Genomic DNA, 19,472 nt, shown 5'->3' with positions numbered 1-19,472 from the left:
CATCGCAATGAACACAACATTTGCCCTGCCCGTTCCGTCGACCAGCGGCAGCCTGGAGCAGTATATCCAGGCGGTAAACAGCGTCCCCATGCTGTCGCCGGAACAGGAAAACGAGCTCGCAGTCCGCTTCCAGCAAGACAACGATCTGGAAGCTGCCCGGCAGATGGTGCTGTCGCACCTGCGCGTGGTGGTATCGGTATCGCGCGGCTATGCCGGCTATGGCCTGCAGCAGGCCGACTTGATCCAGGAAGGCAATATCGGCCTGATGAAGGCGGTGAAGCGCTTCGAACCGGGCCGCGGCGTACGGTTGTTCTCGTTCGCCATCCACTGGATCAAGGCCGAGATCCACGAATTCATCCTGCGCAACTGGCGCCTGGTGCGCATCGCCACCACCAAGCCGCAGCGCAAGCTGTTCTTCAACCTGCGCAGCATGAAAAGCAGCTTCTCCGCGCTGTCGGAACAGGAAGCCAAGTCCATCGCCGAAGACCTGGGCGTCAAGCCCGAGGAAGTGCGCGAGATGGAAATCCGCATGAACGGCCAGGACGTGTCGCTGATCGGCGACGCCGACGACGACGAAAGCTACGCGCCGATAGACTGGCTGGCCGACTCGCACAGCGAGCCGACCCGCGCGCTGGAACGCCGCGCTTTCGACCATCTGCAGTCGGAAGGCCTGGAGTACGCGCTATCGACACTGGACGCGCGCAGCCGCCGCATCGTAGAAGCGCGCTGGCTGACCGACGACAGCGGCTCCACCCTGCATGAACTGGCGGCGGAGTTCGGCGTATCCGCCGAGCGCATCCGCCAGATCGAAACCAAGGCGCTGGGCAAGATGAAGACCGCGCTCAGCGAAGGCGTGGTGCTGGACAACTAATCCACCAACTGCACCGTAAAAAAAGCCGCTCGAACCATCGAGCGGCTTTTTACTTGCCCGCCGTCTGGCGGGCGCTCGCCGATCACTCCTGCAAGGTACGGAACTTGGCCGGCAGCTTGTCGTAGGCCTCGCGACTGATGCGCCTCAGCGGCTCCCAGGCCGGATTCTGGTCGCCCAGCGTTTCCAGGAACTGGCCTGCATAAGTGGGGAAGGACGCCAGCGTGGTGCGCAGCGTCTGTTCCGCTTGGGCCTGCTGCCCCGCCAGGATTTCCATCTGCGCGCGCTTGAGCATCACGTCCGGATACGGGCGGAATTCGGTCAGCCTGTCCTCCAGCGCCAGCTTCTGCGCCAGGTTGTCGCGGCTGATCGGCAGATAGTCGTCCAGTGTGTACAGCGCATGATAGGCAAACAACGGCTTGGTCTTGACGATTTCGATCAGCCGCTCGGTGCGCTTGGCGTCCTTCTGCGCATTGCCGGTGGGGGTGTACAGATTGACCAACTCCCAGAACATCGGCGTGGTGCTGATAGACAGCCAGCCCACCCACGCCAGAGCGGCCAACAGCGGCAGGCGCAGGAATATAGGAGCGGCACGGGAGCCGTCTCCGCGCGGCGACATCGCCATGAACAGCACCAGCATCGCCAGGAAATAGAAGTACCACAACGGATATTCGAGCATGCTGTGGGTCAGCGTCACCGCCAGGCAACCCAGCGCCAGCACGCCCTCCGGCGCGGCCCGGCGGCAGAAGAAGGGCGTCAGCACCCAGACGAAGCCGCCCAACACCAGCGCGGTGGCCACGCCGCCCATCTCGGCCAGCAGTTGCAGCACCAGATTGTGCGCGTTGGTGAACAAGCCGCTGTTGTAGCCGGCGGCGGCGAACTGCGGCAGCGGCTGCAAGCGCACGCTCTCCGCAGCGTATTGCGACCAGCCCACGCCCCACAGCGGGTGCGCCTTGAACGTGAGCCAGGCTTTGTGCATCTCGGCGAAGCGGCGCGCGCCCATGTCATCGCCATTGGCCGCCAGCCGGGCCACGCCGGAGGCGTTCTCCACATCGGAATGGGTCAGCAGCGAGATCAGATGGTTGAACAGCGGCAAAGCGAACTGCCCAGCCAGAATCGCGCCGCAGCTGGCCCACATCGCCAGCATCAGCCGGCGCGAGGTATCGTTGCGGCTGCGCCAGTGCCACAGCGCGGCCAGAGCGGAAATCGCCACCAGGTACAGCAAGGTGGTGCGGGAGCCCGCGGTGGCCAGCATCAGCGCCATCCACAACACCAACGCGATCAGCCAGCTGCGCCCCAGCCGCTCGACGGCGAACAGGTAGACCCCGGCCACCACCGACCACGTCAGGTAGTGCGCGTACTGGTTGCGTTGGCCGATGTGGCCGAAGATATTGGTGGTGGGGTGGGAGCCGTCGTAAAACAAGCCCAGCGGCGCCGCCAGGCCGGTGAGCTGGGCAGTACCGATCAACGACTGCACCAGGCCGCCGACGATGATAGCGCGCGCCAGCCATACCGCGAACTCGCGCTCGCCGAAGGCGCCGCGCAGCGAGGCCGCAACCGACGCCAGCAAGGCCAGCGACAGCCAGCCCAGCGCAGTGGCGTAGCTCATGCCCGGGAACATCAGGCTGACCAGTTGCGGCTGCAGCGCCCAGATGCCCGCCAGCAGCAGGCACCACCAGCCGGCGCGCGGCACGGTGTCGAACAGCCTGCCACCGGGCAGCAGCAGCATACCGGCCGCCAGCAGCAGCCAGATCACATTGATTTCGCCAAACCACTGCGGCAGCGGCACGAAGTGGACGCGGGAGGCAAACGGCACGATGGCAACCAGGCACAATGCCAACAGGGCCAGGCGCTCGGAAATTTTCTGAAAAGTCATGGCGGGCCAGATGTCGAAACAACAAAGCCGGCAGCATACCGCATGCGCACAGCCGGCAAAACCAGTCAAATGTGTCCGCGCGTTACAAACGCCTTAAAACAAGGGTTTGCGCGTGACGGGAGACGCCACCGCCATCACCGCCGCCATCCGGGCGGCATCGGTGTAGGCCCCGCGCTGCAGATAGATCTTTTTCACCCTGCCGGTCAGCTCGGCCAGCCGCCGCACTTCCGGCTCCTGCCAGGACTGCAGGCTGGCATCCAGTTTCAACACCTCGTCCGGGTAGCTGGCGATGGCCTGCACCAGCGTCCGCCTGGCGGCCTCCGGCTGCCCGGCCAGCGCTTGGCACACGCTCAGCCGCTGCAGCACGGCGATATAGGGCTGATTGAGCGCCAGCCGCTGGTAGAACGGCAACACGATGTCGACATGCCGCTTGCTGGGCAACAAATAGTTGCCCATCACCATCGCGGCGGGATCCACCCACAACGGGTTGAGCTCCACCTTGCCGAGGTAGTTTACCCGCCGGATGTTCTCCGCCGCCGACTGGCTGGGCGCGCTGTACTCCACCAACCGCCAGAAGATGGCTACGCCGCTGACGATATGCGCCGCCATCAACGCGCCGCCGCCGATGCAAGCCAGCCTCAGCACCGCGGTGCGGATCGGCGCCTGCCACAACCGCGCCGGCGACAGCGTGCACACCGTCACCAGCATCGCCAGAAAGGGCAGGTACCACAAAGGGAACTCGAACATGCTGTGGATCAACAGCATCATCGCGATACTGATCAGCAACAGGTTTTCCGGACTCTGCCGGCCGCGTCCGAAAAACGGCAACAGGCACCCACCCAGGCCCAATACCACGATCAGAGTCCCCGGCAACCCGGTTTCAGCCAACAACTGGAAAAACAGATTATGGCTCTGGGTAAACAACACGGCTTCCGGATACTTGGGCAGGCCGCCGAAAGCTTCCAGCCAAACGGACTGCTCCGGATAACGCTCCAGCCCCACTCCCAGCCAGGGATGCTGCTGAAACACCATCCAGGCCTTGGTCCATTCGATGCGGCGCCGGGCGCCGAAGCCGGCGTCCAACAACCGCTCGGAACCGCTTTGCGCATGAATCGGCAGGCCCAGCCAATTGAGAAGCCAGATGATCTGCTCATTGAACAGCTGCAGCAGCGACAGCACGATCATCGCCGCCATCAAGGCCTTCAGCATCCGCGCCAGCGTCTCGTCACCGGACGCGCGCCGCTGCCAAAACCAGGCCAGCAGGCAGACTCCCAGGCAGTATGCCAAGGGCAGCCGCGCGCCGGACCAGGTAATGAACAACAACTGGAACAAGACCAGCAAACCGCAAAAACCGCCGCGCAGCCGCCGCCGGCCATACAGATAGCAGGCCGCCACCACGCCCCAGTTCAGGTACTGCGCATACTGGTTGCGCTGGCCGACATTACCCATCACCTCGGTCGGCGTCAGGTAATTCAACATCACCAAGCCGCGGGTATAGCGAGCCAAGTCCAGCACCTGGATGCCGCCCAACACGATTTGCAGACAACTGCCCAGCAGCAGGCAGGACGCCAGGATGACGCAAACCTGCGCCAGGTCGGGCCGCAGCCGGTTGGCCAGGAACACAGCCAGCAGCAACATCACCGCCAAGCTGCCGATACCCAGAATCGCCGGCTGGTAGTTATCCAACAACAGGCCGTTGCTGAATGACAGCCACAATAGCAGCGCGGTCAGCGCCAGCGCCGCCAGCGGCACTCTCACGCCGCTTTGCCGGCGGCGGAAGACGAACAGCCCGGCGATGCCGATGGCGAACACCACGCTGGCGTTGGTCCACCAGTCCTGCAGCGGCGTATAGCGGGCGCAATTGAGAAAGGGAAACACAAAACAAAAGCAGAAGAAGACATGCAACAAAACATCGTTCCATCCGGCTTTGCCGGTCGACTGGGCTTGACTCTGCATCGGGCTTTATCCGCGATCGAATGCAGTGATTATACGCAGCCAAGCGGTTCATTGACACGTCATGCGCGACGCCGCTGGAAAGCGGCGCCAGCCGCGCCCTGCCTTACAAACGGCAGGTGGCCGGCACCCAGTTGGCCTGCAGCTGGGTCGAAATGGCATTGGTGCCGCCGCCGGTGCCGGTATAGGTGCAGGTCCACTGGATCGAACCGGAAGACAAGGCCGGCACCAGGTCCAGTTGGGCGCCGCTGGACACCGTGCTGTTGTAGGTGATCTGAATCACGCCGCTGGCCAGCACCGACACGCTGCTCACCGCGTTACCGGTAATCGACGCCGCCGTGGCCAAGCCGTAGGCGCTGTTGTAAGGCGTGGTGCTGGCGAATGCGTTCTTGTTGGCGTAGTACTCGGTAACGGCGGTCTTGGCGGCGTCGGCCAGCGCCAAACCTTCGGCCACCCTCGTCCGCTTGACATAGTCCTGATAAGCCGGGATCGCGATGGCCGCCAGAATGCCGATGATCGCCACCACAATCATCAGTTCAATCAAGGTGAAACCCTGCTGGGTTGGTCTGTTCTGCATGTTACGCGTCTCCTGACGACAAGGCTGCCCGCCTTCGCCGGAAAGGCAAGAGGCACCGCAGTGCCTCTCGTTCCATCTATTTCGCTGCCGCGCTTATTGACGGCAGCTGGTCGGCACCCAATTAGACAGCAACTGCGTCGAGATCGCAGTCGCGCCGCCGCCGGTACCGGTGTAAGTGCAGGTCCATTGCACCGAGCCGGAGGTAATCGCCGGCACCAGGTCCAGCTGGGCGCCGCTGGACACCGTGCTGTTATAGGTGATCTGGATCACGCCGCTGGCCAGCACCGACACCTGGCTGACCGAGTTGCCGGTGATGGACGCCGCACCGGCCAGGCCGTAGGTGGAGTTGAAAGGCGCAGAGCCGGATGCAGCGAAAGCATTGTTGGACGAGTAGTACTCGGTGACAGCGGTCTTGGCCGCATCGGCCAGCGCCAGGCCTTCCGTCACCCGCGCCCGCTTGGTGTAGTCCTGATAAGCCGGAATCGCGATGGCCGCCAAGATGCCGACGATAGCCACTACGATCATCAATTCGATCAGGGTGAAACCCTGCTGGATCTGCTTTCTCTTCATGTCTGAACTCCCGGATTGCCAAGCTTCGCCGAATGAAATGACCGCGGCCTCGCCAGCCGCCAGTCTCGTCTGCGGATTCCGGACGGAGACCGCCCTATGCATGTCCACTGCATTCAGCAGGAAGCATGCCAGGCCGGCCGCAGCCTGCGCAGATGCGGCGGCGATTGCCTCAAGCTGTCGCCATAGGGCATAAACTGACGTTTTTCGTCACCTCGTAGCCGCCGCGCGGACTGTGCTAGCATCGCCTTTCTCCTTATCGGAACCCGTCGCATGAGCAATCAAGCCTGGCTGCAACGCAGCTTCGCCGCCGTCTGGCACCCCTGCACTCAGATGAAACGCCACGAAAGCCTTCCCATCGTTCCCATCGCCGGCGCCGACGGCGTCTGGCTCACCGACTTTGACGGCAAGCGCTATCTGGATGGCGTCAGTTCCTGGTGGGTCAACCTGTTCGGCCACGGCGAGCCGCGCATCAAGCAGGCGATCAAGGATCAGCTGGACAGCCTGGAACACGTGATGCTGGCCGGCTTCACCCACCAGCCGGTGGTGGAGCTGTCCGAACGGCTGGCGGCGCTGAGTGGCCTGGGTCACGCCTTCTACGGCTCGGACGGCGCCAGCGCCACTGAAATCGCGTTGAAAATGAGTTTCCACTACTGGAAGAACCGCGGCCACAGCGGCAAGACCCGTTTCATCAGCCTGGAAAACAGCTACCACGGCGAAACCATCGGCGCGCTGGCCGTCACCGACGTGCCGCTGTTTTCATCCACCTACGCCGACCTGCTCAAACCGGGCCTGCGCGCGCCTTCGCCGGACGCCCGCCAGGCGGCGCCGGGAGAAAGCGCCGCGGATACGGCGCTGCGCGCCGCGCGGGCGATGGAGAACTTGCTGGCCAAGCACACCGGCGAAATCGCCGCCGTCATCGTCGAGCCGCTGGTGCAGGGCGCAGCCGGCATGGCGATGTACGATCCGACCTACCTGGCGGAACTGCGCCGGCTGTGCGACCGCTATCAGGTGCACCTGATCGCCGACGAGATCGCGGTCGGCTTCGGCCGCACCGGCACCTTCTTCGCCTACCAGCAAGCCGGCATCGTGCCGGACTTCCTGTGCCTGTCCAAAGGCATCACCGGCGGCTTCCTGCCCTTGTCCTGCGTGCTGACCCGCGACGACGTCTATCAAGCCTTCTATCATGACGACGTCGCGCGCGGCTTCCTGCATTCGCACAGCTATACCGGCAACGCGCTGGCGTGCCGAGCCGCGCTGGCGGTGCTGGACATCTTCGAAACCGACGATGTGCTGGCCGCCAATCGGCAAAAAGCGGCGGAATTCACCCGGCGGATGCAGCCGCTGGCCGCGCGGCCGGAAATCCGCCATTTCCGCCATTGCGGCATGATCTGGGCCTTCGACGTCGAAACCGGGCGCTCCGACTTTGCATTGGCCTTTTTTTCGGCCATGCTGAAACGCGGATGTCTGTTGCGGCCGATAGGCCGGACGGTCTACTTCATGCCGCCTTACACCCTGAGCAACGAAGAGATGGATTGGCTGATCGAGGCAAGCTGCGCGGCGCTGGACGAGGTCCTGGCCGGCGGCGCCGGCGCGGCGGGCGTGGAAACGCGATTGCCCTGAGCCGCCAGCCCCGTCCGACCATTCCCGACAATATGCAGCGACCCAGCTCGGAGCCCTGCCCGGATGCCGTCATTCGTCTTGCCGAAGAAGGATATGGACCCGCAACTCGTCGACACCCAGCCGGCCAGCGTGGCAGCCTGGCTGGAGCGCCTTCCCTACACCGATCTGACGGAGTGCGGGCGGCTGCTTGGCCAGGCGCTGTACCACCTGGGCCGCACTCCGCTGGACCCGATGCAACGCTACAAGCTGCTCCAGCTCTATCTGAAGGCGCTGGACCGCTACTATCCGCTGCTGGAAGCCGAAATCCAGCACAACGACATTCTGGCCTCGCCCAAGACCCGGCTGCTGGCCGTGCTCAGCGTCAAGCTGTTCGCCAACCTGTTCATCGCCTTCAAGCAGACCCTCAACGAGAAGCTGAGCAGGCAGGGGCTGATCGATCGCGACCAGCCCAAGATCGAACTGCTGCTGTACACCATGATGGCGGCGCGGCAGTACCTGAACAGCAGCCAGCAGAACTACTGCCCGCTGCCTGACGGCTTCTGGCTGGACTGTCACCAACTGTACGCGCTGGCGCTAGAGCGCGGCTGGCAGGACAAGGCGCTGGCCAACGACGACTCGCTGGCCACCATCTACCGCCAGATCCTGTTGCTGGGCCTCACCTCCACCAACCGCCTGTCGCTCGCAGACATGCAGCTGGCGCGTCAGCTGATCTACGACCTGGCCCGCCAGGTGTCGCTGCTGCCGGTGGCCGAGCTGCCCGACAACCGCCACGGCTACCTGCTGGATCCGCAGGAAGACAATCCGCCGCGCTACCTGCTGGTCACCCCCGGCTCGCTGCAGAGCCGCTGCAGCCTGCTGGAGCTGACCGGCGCGCTCAGCACCATGCGCCGCAGCCTGGAGCAGCTGCAAAAATCCGCCGCCGGCGCCGGCGCCGCGCCCACCAATGACGAAACCCAGCTCCTGGGCAGCCTGGTGGAGGAATGGCAGCACCCGCGCCGCCGCAAGCACGGCCGCGAAAACACCCGGACGGTGGTGGAGGTCACCACCACCGTCCCGTCGATCTGGCACCGGGTCAACGGCAACGGCTGGCAGCTTGCCGGGGCTGGCGGCGAAGAAGAAAACGCCCGCCTGCGGCCGCCTCCCCCTTCCTGCCTGCTGGTCATGGTCAACCAGAGCGAATCCGGCTACCTGCTGCGCGGCCTGCCGCGCGACCAGACGCTGCGCGCTGGCGAGGTGCTGTTGCTGCAGCCGCCGGATCAGCCGGGCGAGATCCAGCTGTGCTCGGTGCGCTGGGTGCTGATGCAGCCTACCGGCAAGGAAGTGGAATGCGGCGTGGAAATCCTCGGCCGCCAGCCGCAGCCAGTGCTGGCGATGCCCAGCATCACCCATAGCGGCGACAATTTCCAACGCGGCCTGCTACTGCCCGCCGCAGCCGGCCGCCCTGAATTGCTGCTGCTGACTGGCCGTCAATTCAGCCAGTTGCGCGAGTTTCGCCTGCGCGACGGCGAGGGCGAGCGATTGATACGCGCAGGCAAGCTGCTGCAGCAATCCCCGCATTTCCAGCTGATGGAATACCGCCCCAGCGAGTACTTTTGACCTGGCTCAAGCCCGCCGCTTTTTCGGTTACACTGACCTCTCTATAATTATCTGCTTTCATAGCGAGGTCTGTTGATGCACTCGGTGATTCACGCTTCCGACCGTATCGTGGTCAAAGTCGGCTCCAGCCTGGTAACCAACGATGGCAAGGGTCTGGATCTCAATGCCCTGGCGCGCTGGGCCGCGGAAATCGCCGAACTCAAGCGCCGCGGCAAGCAGGTGGTGCTGGTTTCCAGCGGCGCCATCGCCGAAGGCTGCCAGCGCCTGGGCTGGACCGTGCGTCCCAAGGGCGTGCACGAGCTGCAGGCCGCCGCCGCCGTCGGCCAGATGGGACTGTGCCAGGCCTATGAAAGCGCCTTCCGCTCCTTCGGCCTGCAGACCGCCCAGATCCTGCTGACCCATGAAGACCTGGCCGACCGCACCCGCTACCTGAACGCCCGCTCGACGCTGACCAGCCTGCTCAACCTCAACGTGGTGCCCATCATCAACGAGAACGACACCGTGGTCACCAGCGAAATCCGCTTCGGCGACAACGACACGCTGGGCGCGCTGGTGACCAATCTGATCGAAGCCGACGCGCTGGTGATCCTCACCGACCAGAAGGGCCTCTACAGCTCAGATCCGCGCAAGCATCCGGACGCCGAATTCATCCATCTGGCCGAGGCCGGCGACGCCCGGCTGGAGGAAATGGCCGGCGGCGCCGGCTCCAGCGTCGGCACCGGCGGCATGATCACCAAGATACTGGCGGCCAAGCGCGCGGCGCGCAGCGGCGCCGCCACTGTGATCGCCTGCGGCCGCGAGACCCAGGTGCTGTCGCGGCTGGCCGACGGCGAAGCCATCGGCACCCAGCTGGTGGCCGCCACCAACCGCATGGCGGCGCGCAAGCAATGGCTGGCCGATCACCTGAAACTGTCGGGCACGCTGCGGCTGGACGACGGCGCGGCGCTGGCGATACGCGAGCGCGGCACCAGCCTGCTGCCGGTGGGCGTCAGCGCGGTGGAGGGCGAGTTCCTGCGCGGCGAGGCGGTGGCCTGCGTCGACGCCGCCGGCCGCGAGGTGGCGCGCGGCCTGATCAACTACAGCTCGGACGAGGCGCGCCAGATCATGCGCAAGAGCACCCGCGAGATCGAGGGCGCGCTGGGCTATATCGTGGAGCCGGAACTGATCCACCGCGACAATATGGTGGCGCTGTAGCCGCACCGCAGCTCCCCGCTTCGCCGGGGAAAAGCGCAAGGTTTACCCCGACCCCTGCCAGTGTCTGGCCGGGGTTTCATTTTTAGCTGACACAAGGATGACAAGGTATGAACAAGCTGGCTCTTGCGGCGCTGATGACACTAGCCTGCGGTTCGGCATTCGCCGCGGATGTGCTGCACATCTACAACTGGAACAACGCGCTGTCCGCGGACACCGCCAAGCGTTTCGAGCAATCCTGCAACTGCAAGCTGGTGCAGGACTACTACGGCGACAACGAGGAAATGCTGGCCAAGCTGGCCGCCGGCGCCAAAGGCTACGATATGGTGTTCCCCACCGCCTTCGCCGTGAACACGCTGCTCAAGCAGGGCAAATTGCAGCCCCTGGACAAGAGCAAACTGCCCAACTGGAAAAACCTGAACAGCGGCTATCTGGCCCTGAACCAGCCGTTTGACCCGCGCAACCGCTATGCCGCGCCCACGGTGGTGTCGCTGACACTGCTGGGCTATAACGCCACCCAGCTGAAGAAAGCCGGCGTGGCCGACAAGGCTAACAGCTGGGCGCTGGTCTTCGATCCGGCCGTGCTGGCCAAGATCAAGGGCAAGGTGACGGTGCTGGACAGCCAGCGCGAGCTGATGGCCGCCGCGCTGATGTATCTGGGCAAGGATGCCAACTCCGTCAACCCGGCCGACTGGAAGGCCGCGGCGGAAGTGATCCGCCAGGCCAAGCCGTACTGGGCGGCGTTCAACAACCAGAGCTACATCAAGGAATTGACCGTCGGCAACATCTGGGTGGCGCTGGGCTACTCCAACGACCTCTACCAGGCGCAGCAGGACGCCAGGGCCGCCAAGCGGCCGTTCGAGCTGGCCTACCAGCCGCAGAAGGAAGGCAATGTGCTGGCGATAGACAATATGGTGATCCTGAAGGACGCGCCGCGCCCTGACCTGGCCTACCGGTTCATCAACTTCATGCTGGACGGCAGGAACGCGGCGGCGATCTCCAACCAGATCGGCGCCACCAATCCGGTGAAGGCGGCGGAAGCCTTCTTCCAGCCGCAGATCAAGGCCAATCCGGTGATCATGCTGGACCCGGCCAAAGGCCGCTACGTGGCGCTGAAGGACCTGGACGCCAAATCGCGGCGCGAGCTGAACCGCTTGTGGACGCAGGTGAAGATTGGGCGGTGAGCCCCGCGCAATAGCGTCCGCTATGCGGACGATGATTTTCACGGCGGTTCCGCCCGCCGGACGGGCAAGGGAACTGTCCCGCCAGTTCCCTTGCAACCCTAGGCGGCCCCCACGGCCGGAGAAACCCCGGCATGGGCCGAAGGGAGAGTGGCAGCGGCCGACTCAGGCGCCAAGCCATTCATGACTTACTCCTCTCCCTCACTCCCCCACCACCGTCACCCGCGGCCAGCGCTCGGCGTAGCGCTTCTGCGCCAACCGCTGGCGGTAAGTCTCCACGCTGACCCGCGCCGGGTTGCGCCTCACCACCATCTCGAACAAATCTCCCAGGCCATGGGGCGCGATGACGCGCAGGCTGTCGTCGGCGTTCAGCGCCACGCCGACCGCCGTCGCGTATTCCGGCCAGCTGGCCACCGCCTCCTCCAGCGACAGCAGAGGTGGGACTTGGTAACCGAAATGATCGGCGAACCACAGGTGGACGGCGGCCTGGTTGGTCACCTCCCACGGGATGTCGGGATGGCTGGCCGCAAGGCTGGCCTGCAGGGCAGCGTCGCGCGCGGTCGAGAGGTCGGCGGCATCGAAATAGACCAAGTCCAGGTCGGGAAGGCACGAGGGAATGGTATGACCGTGCAGCGCGTCCCACACCAGGTTGCGCAGCGCGCCGGCGCCTATGCACCAGTCGGCCAGGTCCAGCGCGCGCGCCGCGCGCAAGACCGGCATCAGCCAGGGGCTGGCGCGTACCAGCCGTTCCAGGCGAACGTTCAGCGGCGATCCGGGCACCGGTTTATTGCTGGCCGCTGTTGCGACGGCTTTCCGCTTCCTGGCGGCGAAACTCCACCGCGCGCATCACCACATAGGCCAGCATCGCGCACAGGAAAAACAGCAATACCACCCAGGCGATGGACTGCAGCGTGCTGATGAAGGCCTGGAACAGCTCCAGCATCCAACGTTCGCCGCCCAAAGCCAGCTGGGTGCTGCCCTTGCCCGGCGCCGGCGCCAGGTAGCGCTCCAGCGACCACGGCCGCACTCCGCCGGAAATGCCGGTCACCACGATGGCGAAGAACACATACTTGCGCCAGGCGAAGGCCAGTTCCTCGCCTATGGTGCGGCCCAGAATCTTGGCCACCGCCGGGTCGAAGAAACGGGCGGCGGCGGCGGCGGTAGCCGCCACCACGATCAGGATGGTGCCAAACAACACGTAGAACATGATTACTCGCTCGCAAGCCAAATGGTTCCATTGTACGCGCATTGCATGGCGGCGGCGCCGCCCAGCGCTTGCGCTACGGCAAATCAGCTGTCGCGCGCAGGCAGACCGAAATGCAGATAAGCCTGGCTGGTGGCCATCCGGCCGCGCGGCGTGCGCTGCAGATAGCCCTGCTGAATCAAATAGGGCTCGATCACGTCCTCGATGGTGTCGGTGGATTCGCCTATCGCCGCCGCCACGTTGTCCAGGCCCACCGGGCCGCCGCCGAACTTCTCCAGGATGGCCGACAACAGCTTGCGGTCCATCACGTCCAGTCCGGCCGGATCGACATCCAGCATCGCTAGCGCGGCGTCGGCCACCTCCGCCGTCACCACGCCGTTGGACTTCACTTCGGCGTAGTCGCGCACCCGGCGCAGCAGGCGGTTGGCGATGCGCGGCGTGCCGCGCGAACGCTTGGCCACTTCCAGCGCGCCGTCGCCCGACAACTCCACGTTGAGCAGGCCGGCCGAGCGGCTGACGATGCGGGTCAGTTCCTCGGCGGTGTAGAACTCCAGCCGGGCGACGATGCCGAAACGGTCGCGCAGCGGGTTGGTCAGCATGCCGGCGCGGGTGGTGGCGCCCACCAGCGTGAACGGCGGCAGGTCCAGCTTGACGGAACGGGCCGCCGGCCCCTCGCCTATCATGATGTCGATCTGGTAATCCTCCAGCGCCGGGTAGAGAATTTCCTCCACCACCGGAGACAGCCGATGGATTTCGTCGATGAACAGCACGTCGTGCGGCTCCAGATTGGTCAGCAGCGCGGCCAGGTCGCCGGCGCGCTCCAGCACCGGGCCGGAGGTCTGGCGCAGGTTGACGCCCATCTCGCGCGCCACGATGTGGGCCAGCGTGGTCTTGCCCAGGCCCGGCGGGCCGAACAGCAGCACGTGGTCCAGCGCCTCGCCGCGGCGCTTGGCGGCCTCGATGAAGATTTCCAGCTGCTCGCGCGCCTTCCTCTGGCCGACATAATCGTCCAGCTGCTTGGGCCGCAACGCCCGCTCCAGCGCCTCTTCCTGCTCGCCCCGCTGCGGGGTGACGATACGGCGCTCAGGCGCGGCGCCGAACAGCTTGTCGGTTTCTATCATCGGATGCTCGTGTCTCTATCGGGTGGCAATATTCTAACATCGCGTTATACTCGGCGCTGGCCGCCCGAACAGGCGGCCGTCAAGCTACGTCTTCAGGGCGGGGTGCGATTCCCCACCGGCGGTATGGTCGCAAGACCGAGCCCGCGAGCGCTTTCGCCATCAGGCGGAAGGTCAGCAGATCTGGTGCGATGCCAGAGCCGACGGTAATAGTCCGGATGAAAGAAGACGACGCCAAAACCCCGCCCGCGCCTGCGGCGGGGCCTCGTGTCGTATCCGCGCCGTTTGGCGCCGGATGGCCGCGCGCTGTCCGCTTCACGCCCCGTGACGTGTTTCTCAGTGTAGTTTTGAGGACCGTTGATCATGAATGCCCACACCAATATCCTGACCCTGCGCATCGAAGCCGCCATCGCCGCCTTGCAGCAAGGCCTGCCGGTGATCGTATCCGACGACCACGACCGCGAGAACGAGGCCGACCTGATCCTGGCCGCCGACGCGCTCACCGTGCCGGAAATGGCGCGGATGATCCGCGACGGCAGCGGCATCGTCTGCCTGTGCATCACGCCGCAACACGCCGCTCGCCTGCAACTGCCGCCGATGGCCGCAAGCAACGGCAGCCGCTACGGCACCGCCTTCACCGTCGCCATCGAAGCGGCCGAAGGCGTCACCACCGGTGTGTCCGCCGCCGACCGCGTCACCACCATCCGCGCCGCCATCGCGCTGGACGCCAAACCGGCCGACCTGGTGCGACCCGGCCACGTCTACCCCATCGTCGCCCGCCCCGGCGGCGTGCGCGAGCGGCGCGGCCATACCGAGGCCTCGGTGGAGCTGGCGCGGCTGGCCGGCTTCAGCCCGGCCGGGGTGCTGTGCGAACTGATGAATCCGGACGGCAGCATGATGCGCGGCGCCCAGTTGGATGCCTACGCCGAACGCCACGGCCTGCCGCAGCTGACGGTGGCGGAACTGGCCGACTGGCTGCAATGCCAGCAAGGCTGAGGGAGGCTGCCATGTTCAGCGGAATCACCCAGGGCGTCGCCCGCATCGTCGCCATCGCCGAGGGCGACGGCAGCCGCCGCCTGACCATCGCCTTTCCGGATGGTTTCTGCGCCGGCCTCCAGCAGGGCGCCAGCGTGGCGATAGACGGCGCCTGCCTGACGGTGGCCGCGCCTCCCGAAGGCGACCTCGCCCAGTTCGACCTGATCCTGCCAACGCTGGTCACCAGCACGCTGGCCGGCTGCCAGGTCGGCGACAGGATCAACGCCGAGCGCGCCTTGCGCGACGGCGCCGAGATCGGCGGCCACGCCTTGTCCGGCCATGTCGACTACCAGGCCACGGTCGAACAGCTGCGGGAATACGGTGACAATCTGTGCCTCAGGCTGGCGGTGCCGGCCGGCGCGCTGCGCTACCTGTTTGCCAAGGGCTATGTGGCGGTCAACGGCGTCAGCCTGACCATCGCCGGCATCGACAAGCCAGCCGGCTGGATCGAAGTGTGGCTGATCCCGGAAACCCGCCGCGCCACGGTGCTGGCGGACAAAGGCCCAGGCAGCCGCCTGAACCTGGAAATAGAAAGGCAAACCCAAGTGCTGGTGGACACCATGCGCGAGGCTCTGGAGGAGAAGCTGTCGGCGCTACTGCCGCTGCTGGCCCGTCCAGGCAAGCCCGCCGCGCTGCCCGCCGGCTGAAGGACATGGCGGCATGGCCCGCCATGTCCTTCAGCGCCACAAGGCCACGGCGGTTTCCTCTGGCGTCATGTAACGGCCGATCAGCCGACGCATGGTGCCGTCGTGGTTCATTTTATCCACCAGCTTGCGCCACTGGCCAATGTCCTGCGGCGGGAAGGTTCGCTTGGCGAAAACGATGCCGCGCGGACTCGGCTCGGACAACCGGTCCCAATCCGCCACCCGCACCCGCCCCTCCAGGCCGAACTCCTTCAGCTTCTGCCGGTATACCATCGGTGTGGAGAAAATGCCGGCCGCGCGGTTCTGCGCCAGCATGCGGAACAGGAAATCGTCCTCCGCCACCTCCACCACCCGCCCCCGCTCGGACAGGCGCGCAATCCAGGGATCGTAATAGCGGCTGGTGCTGTAGCTGCGCACAATCGCCCAGCGCCATTGCGGCTCGGCGTCGAGAAAACCTTGCATCGAGTCGATTTGCCGCGGCAGGCGCGGCGAGAGCAACACATACTGCTTGAGCTGGATGTAGTTGAGAAACCAGTAGATCTGCTCGCGCTCCGGCGTGGCGATGGCGGACAGCGTGACATCCAGGCGCCCCGCCTCCAGCTCCTTCCAGATCCGGGCCCGCGGCATCAGCACATACTCGAAACGGCAGCCGCTGCGGCGGCGCAACTCCTCCGCCACATCCCAGTCCAGCCCGCTATGATCGCTGTAGAACTGGCCGATGCGGTAAAAAGCCAGCCGAACGGGCTGATCCGGACAATGCATGGCCGACCAGGCCGGCTGCCACTGCAGCCATGCCGCCAGAGACACCATCCAGAGCCTCTCCCGCCATCCCGGCATGCATCCCCCCGCTCCGCCTCCCCGAGCGCGCCGGATCCGGCGCGCCATCCGATGAGTCCACCCGCCACGGCAGTATAGCCGTCACCCCTTCATCAGGTTCTTCAAGGCCAGCCGCACGCCCTCGCCCACCGTCACCTCGGCCGGCAGGCCCTTGGTCGCCGCGGCGGCTTCTTTCTCGTTGTAGCCCAGCGCCAGCAAGGCGCCGACGATGTCGCTCTTCTCGTCCGGCGTGGCGGCGAAGGGCAGGCCGCCCGGCACCGTCAGGTTGCCGCCGGTGGCCAGCTTGCCGCGCAGCTCCAGCACCAGCCGCTCGGCGGTCTTCTTGCCTATGCCCGGCACCGACGACAGCCGCTTGATATCCTCGCTGGCCACCGCGATCGCCAACTCGTCGGCCGTCATGCCCGACAGCAGCGCCAGCGCGATCTTGGCGCCGATGCCGGTCACCTTGATCAGCTGGCGGAAAGTCTGCCGCTCTTCCTTGCTGGCGAAGCCGAACAGCAGATGGGCGTCCTCGCGTATCACCAGGTGGGTAAACAGCGTGGTGCTCTGGCCCAGCGCCGGCAAATGGTAAAAGGTGGTCATCGGCACATCCACTTCGTAACCGACGCCGTTCACGTCCACCACCACCTGCGGCGGCAGTTTTTCAATCAGTTTGCCAGTCAGGCGTCCGATCATCTTGCATTCTCGCTATGGATGAATATTGTCGGGGGCGGTCACACCAGCCTCCCGCCCTTTACTTTCAGGCCTTTCAGCGCCAGTTTTCCTATCGCGCCGCCGCTGTGGTTGGCGTGGGTCAGCGCCACCGCCAGCGCGTCGGCGGCGTCGGCCTGCGGCGTGCCGGACAGATTCAGCATGCGCACCACCATGTACTGCACCTGCTCCTTCGGCGCCTTGCCCTGGCCGACCACCGACTGCTTGACCTGCAGCGCGGTGTATTCCGCCACCGGCAGGTTCTTCAGCACCAGCGCCGTCATGCAGGCGCCGCGCGCCTGGCCCAGCATCAGCGTGGCCGCCGGGTTGACGTTGACGAACACCCGCTCCAGCGCCGCCTCGGTGGGCTGGTAGGTGGCGATCACTTGGTGGATGCCGTCCACCAGCACCTTAACCCGCTCCGCCAGCGTGGAGCCGCTCTTGTTGCGGATGGCGCCGGAAGCGACGTAGTGGCGCTGGTTGCCCACCACGTCTATCACGCCGAAACCGGTGATCAGGCTGCCTGGGTCGATGCCCAGGATGCGCCGGCTCATGCCGTCCAGCCGGCGGCGATGGCGTCGGCCTCGGCCAGCCGCTCCGGCGTGCCGACATCCAACCACACGCCCGCCTGCACTTCGCCGCTCACCTGGCCGCGCGCCATCGCCTGCAGCAGCCACGGCAGCAAAGGGCTGGCCGCGCCGGCAGCCACATCGCGGAAAAAGGCCGGATGGTAGGCGGCCAAACCGCAGAAGGTATAAGGCGCATCGCCGTCGCCGCAGGGCTCTACCCTGCCGTCGGCGCGCAAGGTCAGATCGCGGCCGGTCGGATAGCCCGCCTTGGCCGTCAGCACCAGGTGGGCCAGCCGCGTTTCGCCATCCAGCGCCGCCGCGGCTTCGATCAGCCGCGCCACCGGGAAGTCGGTCAGCACATCGCCGTTGATCACGATGAACGGCGCTTCGCCCAGCAGCGGCAAGGCGGTGGCGATGCCGCCGGCGGTCTCCAGCGCGCTCGCCTCCGGCGAATAGCGGATGGACGCGCCGAAGCGGCCGCCGTCGCCCAGCGCCTGTTTTATCTGCGCGCCCAGCCAGGCGTGGTTGACCACCAGCTCCCGCACGCCGGCCCGCGCCAACCGTTCGATATGCCACTGGATCAGCGGCTTGCCGCCGGCCCGCAGCAAGGGTTTGGGCGTGTGGTCGGTCAGCGGCCGCATCCGTTCGCCGCGGCCGGCTGCCAGTATCATTGCCTTCATGGTTTTCTCGGTCATTTCGGGAATAGCCGCTCCGCCGGAAAATCGCCTTCGTTTTCCCAGAAGCCGCGCTCGTTGCGTTCGGACAGCAGCCACTGGCCGTGCCGCAACGTCAAGCGGCGGTAGCTGACGCGGAAGCTCTGGCCATCCCAATCGCCCTTGGCCGCGAAGTCCGGCGCGCAGGGCACCAGCAGCAATCCGGCGCCAAGCATCCGCATCAACTGCCCTTCACGCCCAGCACCGGGTAGCTGGACTGCAGCTCGGCGTCGGTTTCATCCTTGCCCACCAGTTGCACCAGCAACTGGTAGAACGGCGCCAGCTCGTGATAGCGGCGGGTGGCGCGCTTCAGGTACTTGATGAAGCGCGGAATCTCGGCGCGGTACTTGTCCTTGCCGTCGCGGTGGTGCAGCCGGGAGAAGATGCCGGCCACTTTCAGGTGGCGCTGCACGCCCATCCATTCGAAAGCGCGGTAGAAGTCGTCGAACGCTTCCGGCACCGGCAGGCCGGCGGCGCGCGCCTTTTCCCAGTAGCGGATGGCGATGTCCAACACGAAGGGCTCGTCCCACTCGATGAAGGCGTCGCGCAGCAGCGATACCAGATCGTAGCTGACCGGGCCGTACACCGCGTCCTGGAAGTCCAGCACGCCGGGCGCGCCGGCGCTGAGCATCAGGTTGCGCACGATGAAGTCGCGGTGGACGAATACCTTGGGCTGCGACAGCAGCATCGGCAGCAGCGCCTTGACCCCAGCGTCCCACAACTGCTTCTGCGCGAAGTTGAGCGGCTTTTGCAGCTCTTTGGCGCAATACCAGTCGGGGAACAGACTCAATTCGCGCAGCAGCAGCGCTTCGTCGTATTCCGGCAACACGCCGGGCTGGCTGCCGCGCTGGATTTCCACCAGCGTGTCCAGCGCCTCCAGCAGCAGATGCTGGTGCACCTGCGGCCGCTCGTCGTGCTGCAAGGCCGCCAGATAGGTGATCTTGCCCAGATCCTCCAGCAACATGAAGCCCTGCTCGCGGTCGCGCAGCAGGATCTGCGGCACCCGCACCATGGCGAAGACGTCGCGCACCTTGACGTAGGCGTCGGTATTCATGTGCTCCGGCGGCGCGTCCATCACGATGCGGCTGGCGCCATCAGGCCAGATGGCGCGGAAATAGCGGCGGAAATCCGCATCGGCGGCGGCGAATTCAACCTGGATTTCCACTCCAGGATATTGCTGCGCCAACCATTTCTTGAGCTGTCCCAGTCTTTGCATGTCGCTTTATCTTG

The 19,472-nt window shown here is 65.5% G+C and carries 20 protein-coding genes and 1 riboswitch; of the genes, 7 read left to right on the top strand and 13 right to left on the bottom strand.

The features are described 5' to 3' along the window. The first annotated feature begins 7 nt into the window (after nt 1-7). The gene (rpoH, locus tag BI344_RS18285) at nt 8-871 is read left to right on the top strand and encodes an RNA polymerase sigma factor RpoH (protein WP_071114264.1); all 864 of its coding nucleotides are present in this window, start codon (nt 8-10) and stop codon (nt 869-871) included. An 82-nt stretch (nt 872-953) separates the two neighbouring features. On the opposite strand, the gene BI344_RS18280 is transcribed toward rpoH, so the two are convergent. The 4 genes from BI344_RS18280 to BI344_RS18265 all read right to left on the bottom strand — a co-directional run bounded on the left by BI344_RS18280 (nt 954) and on the right by BI344_RS18265 (nt 5,844). Further along, a complete protein-coding gene (locus BI344_RS18280) occupies nt 954-2,744 on the bottom strand; it encodes a PglL family O-oligosaccharyltransferase (RefSeq protein WP_071114263.1) in 1,791 nt (596 codons plus the stop codon). A 93-nt stretch (nt 2,745-2,837) separates the two neighbouring features. Next, nucleotides 2,838-4,700: a PglL family O-oligosaccharyltransferase gene (locus BI344_RS18275; protein WP_071114262.1), complete on the bottom strand. Its 1,863-nt coding sequence runs from the start codon at nt 4,698-4,700 to the stop codon at nt 2,838-2,840. A gap of 103 nt (nt 4,701-4,803) precedes the next feature. Further along, on the bottom strand, nt 4,804-5,274 hold the full coding sequence (locus BI344_RS18270; RefSeq protein WP_071114261.1) for a pilin: 471 nt from the start codon (nt 5,272-5,274) through the stop codon (nt 4,804-4,806). 93 nt (nt 5,275-5,367) lie between these two features. Beyond that, nucleotides 5,368-5,844 carry a pilin gene (locus BI344_RS18265; protein ID WP_071114260.1) on the bottom strand — a complete coding sequence of 159 codons (477 nt, stop codon included), beginning with the start codon at nt 5,842-5,844 and terminating at the stop codon, nt 5,368-5,370. Nucleotides 5,845-6,114: 270 nt separating this feature from the next. Between BI344_RS18265 and BI344_RS18260 the strand changes: the two genes are divergently transcribed. The 4 genes from BI344_RS18260 to BI344_RS18245 all read left to right on the top strand — a co-directional run bounded on the left by BI344_RS18260 (nt 6,115) and on the right by BI344_RS18245 (nt 11,435). Continuing rightward, nucleotides 6,115-7,464 carry an adenosylmethionine--8-amino-7-oxononanoate transaminase gene (locus tag BI344_RS18260; RefSeq protein ID WP_071114259.1) on the top strand — a complete coding sequence of 450 codons (1,350 nt, stop codon included), beginning with the start codon at nt 6,115-6,117 and terminating at the stop codon, nt 7,462-7,464. A 63-nt stretch (nt 7,465-7,527) separates the two neighbouring features. Beyond that, on the top strand, nt 7,528-9,060 hold the full coding sequence (locus tag BI344_RS18255; protein WP_083338778.1) for a hypothetical protein: 1,533 nt from the start codon (nt 7,528-7,530) through the stop codon (nt 9,058-9,060). Nucleotides 9,061-9,135: 75 nt separating this feature from the next. Next, nucleotides 9,136-10,254, top strand: a complete 1,119-nt coding sequence (gene proB / locus BI344_RS18250) for a glutamate 5-kinase (RefSeq protein ID WP_071114258.1) — start codon at nt 9,136-9,138, stop codon at nt 10,252-10,254. Between the two features lie 107 nt (nt 10,255-10,361). Continuing rightward, nucleotides 10,362-11,435, top strand: coding sequence for an ABC transporter substrate-binding protein (locus BI344_RS18245; RefSeq protein WP_071114257.1), 1,074 nt, complete (start codon nt 10,362-10,364; stop codon nt 11,433-11,435). A 198-nt stretch (nt 11,436-11,633) separates the two neighbouring features. Here the strand turns inward: BI344_RS18245 and BI344_RS18240 are convergent, their stop codons facing one another. The 3 genes from BI344_RS18240 to ruvB all read right to left on the bottom strand — a co-directional run bounded on the left by BI344_RS18240 (nt 11,634) and on the right by ruvB (nt 13,757). Further along, complete coding sequence (locus BI344_RS18240; protein ID WP_241499399.1) at nt 11,634-12,212, bottom strand: nucleotidyltransferase family protein; 579 nt, start codon at nt 12,210-12,212, stop codon at nt 11,634-11,636. A gap of 4 nt (nt 12,213-12,216) precedes the next feature. Next, the gene (locus tag BI344_RS18235) at nt 12,217-12,639 is read right to left on the bottom strand and encodes a hypothetical protein (protein WP_071114256.1); all 423 of its coding nucleotides are present in this window, start codon (nt 12,637-12,639) and stop codon (nt 12,217-12,219) included. A gap of 83 nt (nt 12,640-12,722) precedes the next feature. Further along, the gene (ruvB, locus tag BI344_RS18230) at nt 12,723-13,757 is read right to left on the bottom strand and encodes a Holliday junction branch migration DNA helicase RuvB (protein ID WP_071114255.1); all 1,035 of its coding nucleotides are present in this window, start codon (nt 13,755-13,757) and stop codon (nt 12,723-12,725) included. 84 nt (nt 13,758-13,841) lie between these two features. After that, a riboswitch (FMN riboswitch) is annotated at nt 13,842-13,988 on the top strand. Between the two features lie 129 nt (nt 13,989-14,117). Between ruvB and ribB the strand changes: the two genes are divergently transcribed. Beyond that, entirely contained in the window at nt 14,118-14,750 is a 633-nt protein-coding gene (gene ribB, locus BI344_RS18225) for a 3,4-dihydroxy-2-butanone-4-phosphate synthase (protein WP_071114408.1), read from the top strand. A gap of 11 nt (nt 14,751-14,761) precedes the next feature. Then, the gene (locus tag BI344_RS18220) at nt 14,762-15,436 is read left to right on the top strand and encodes a riboflavin synthase subunit alpha (protein ID WP_071114254.1); all 675 of its coding nucleotides are present in this window, start codon (nt 14,762-14,764) and stop codon (nt 15,434-15,436) included. Nucleotides 15,437-15,466: 30 nt separating this feature from the next. On the opposite strand, the gene BI344_RS18215 is transcribed toward BI344_RS18220, so the two are convergent. The 6 genes from BI344_RS18215 to amgK form a co-directional block, all read right to left on the bottom strand. Further along, nucleotides 15,467-16,243: a substrate-binding periplasmic protein gene (locus BI344_RS18215; RefSeq protein ID WP_071114253.1), complete on the bottom strand. Its 777-nt coding sequence runs from the start codon at nt 16,241-16,243 to the stop codon at nt 15,467-15,469. A 108-nt stretch (nt 16,244-16,351) separates the two neighbouring features. Continuing rightward, nucleotides 16,352-16,945: a Holliday junction branch migration protein RuvA gene (ruvA, locus tag BI344_RS18210; RefSeq protein ID WP_071114252.1), complete on the bottom strand. Its 594-nt coding sequence runs from the start codon at nt 16,943-16,945 to the stop codon at nt 16,352-16,354. A gap of 38 nt (nt 16,946-16,983) precedes the next feature. After that, complete coding sequence (ruvC, locus tag BI344_RS18205) at nt 16,984-17,514, bottom strand: crossover junction endodeoxyribonuclease RuvC (protein ID WP_071114251.1); 531 nt, start codon at nt 17,512-17,514, stop codon at nt 16,984-16,986. Beyond that, nucleotides 17,511-18,209 carry an N-acetylmuramate alpha-1-phosphate uridylyltransferase MurU gene (gene murU, locus BI344_RS18200; RefSeq protein ID WP_071114407.1) on the bottom strand — a complete coding sequence of 233 codons (699 nt, stop codon included), beginning with the start codon at nt 18,207-18,209 and terminating at the stop codon, nt 17,511-17,513. Before murU ends, ruvC begins: the two co-directional genes overlap by 4 nt. Nucleotides 18,210-18,220: 11 nt before the next feature. Next, complete coding sequence (locus BI344_RS18195; RefSeq protein WP_071114250.1) at nt 18,221-18,424, bottom strand: hypothetical protein; 204 nt, start codon at nt 18,422-18,424, stop codon at nt 18,221-18,223. Continuing rightward, nucleotides 18,424-19,458, bottom strand: a complete 1,035-nt coding sequence (amgK, locus tag BI344_RS18190; RefSeq protein WP_071114249.1) for an N-acetylmuramate/N-acetylglucosamine kinase AmgK — start codon at nt 19,456-19,458, stop codon at nt 18,424-18,426. Before amgK ends, BI344_RS18195 begins: the two co-directional genes overlap by 1 nt. Between the last annotated feature and the right edge of the window lie 14 nt (nt 19,459-19,472).

This window comes from Chromobacterium sphagni, from assembly GCF_001855555.1.
Lineage (GTDB): Bacteria > Pseudomonadota > Gammaproteobacteria > Burkholderiales > Chromobacteriaceae > Chromobacterium > Chromobacterium sphagni.
This window is presented reverse-complemented; position numbering and strand designations above follow the sequence as displayed.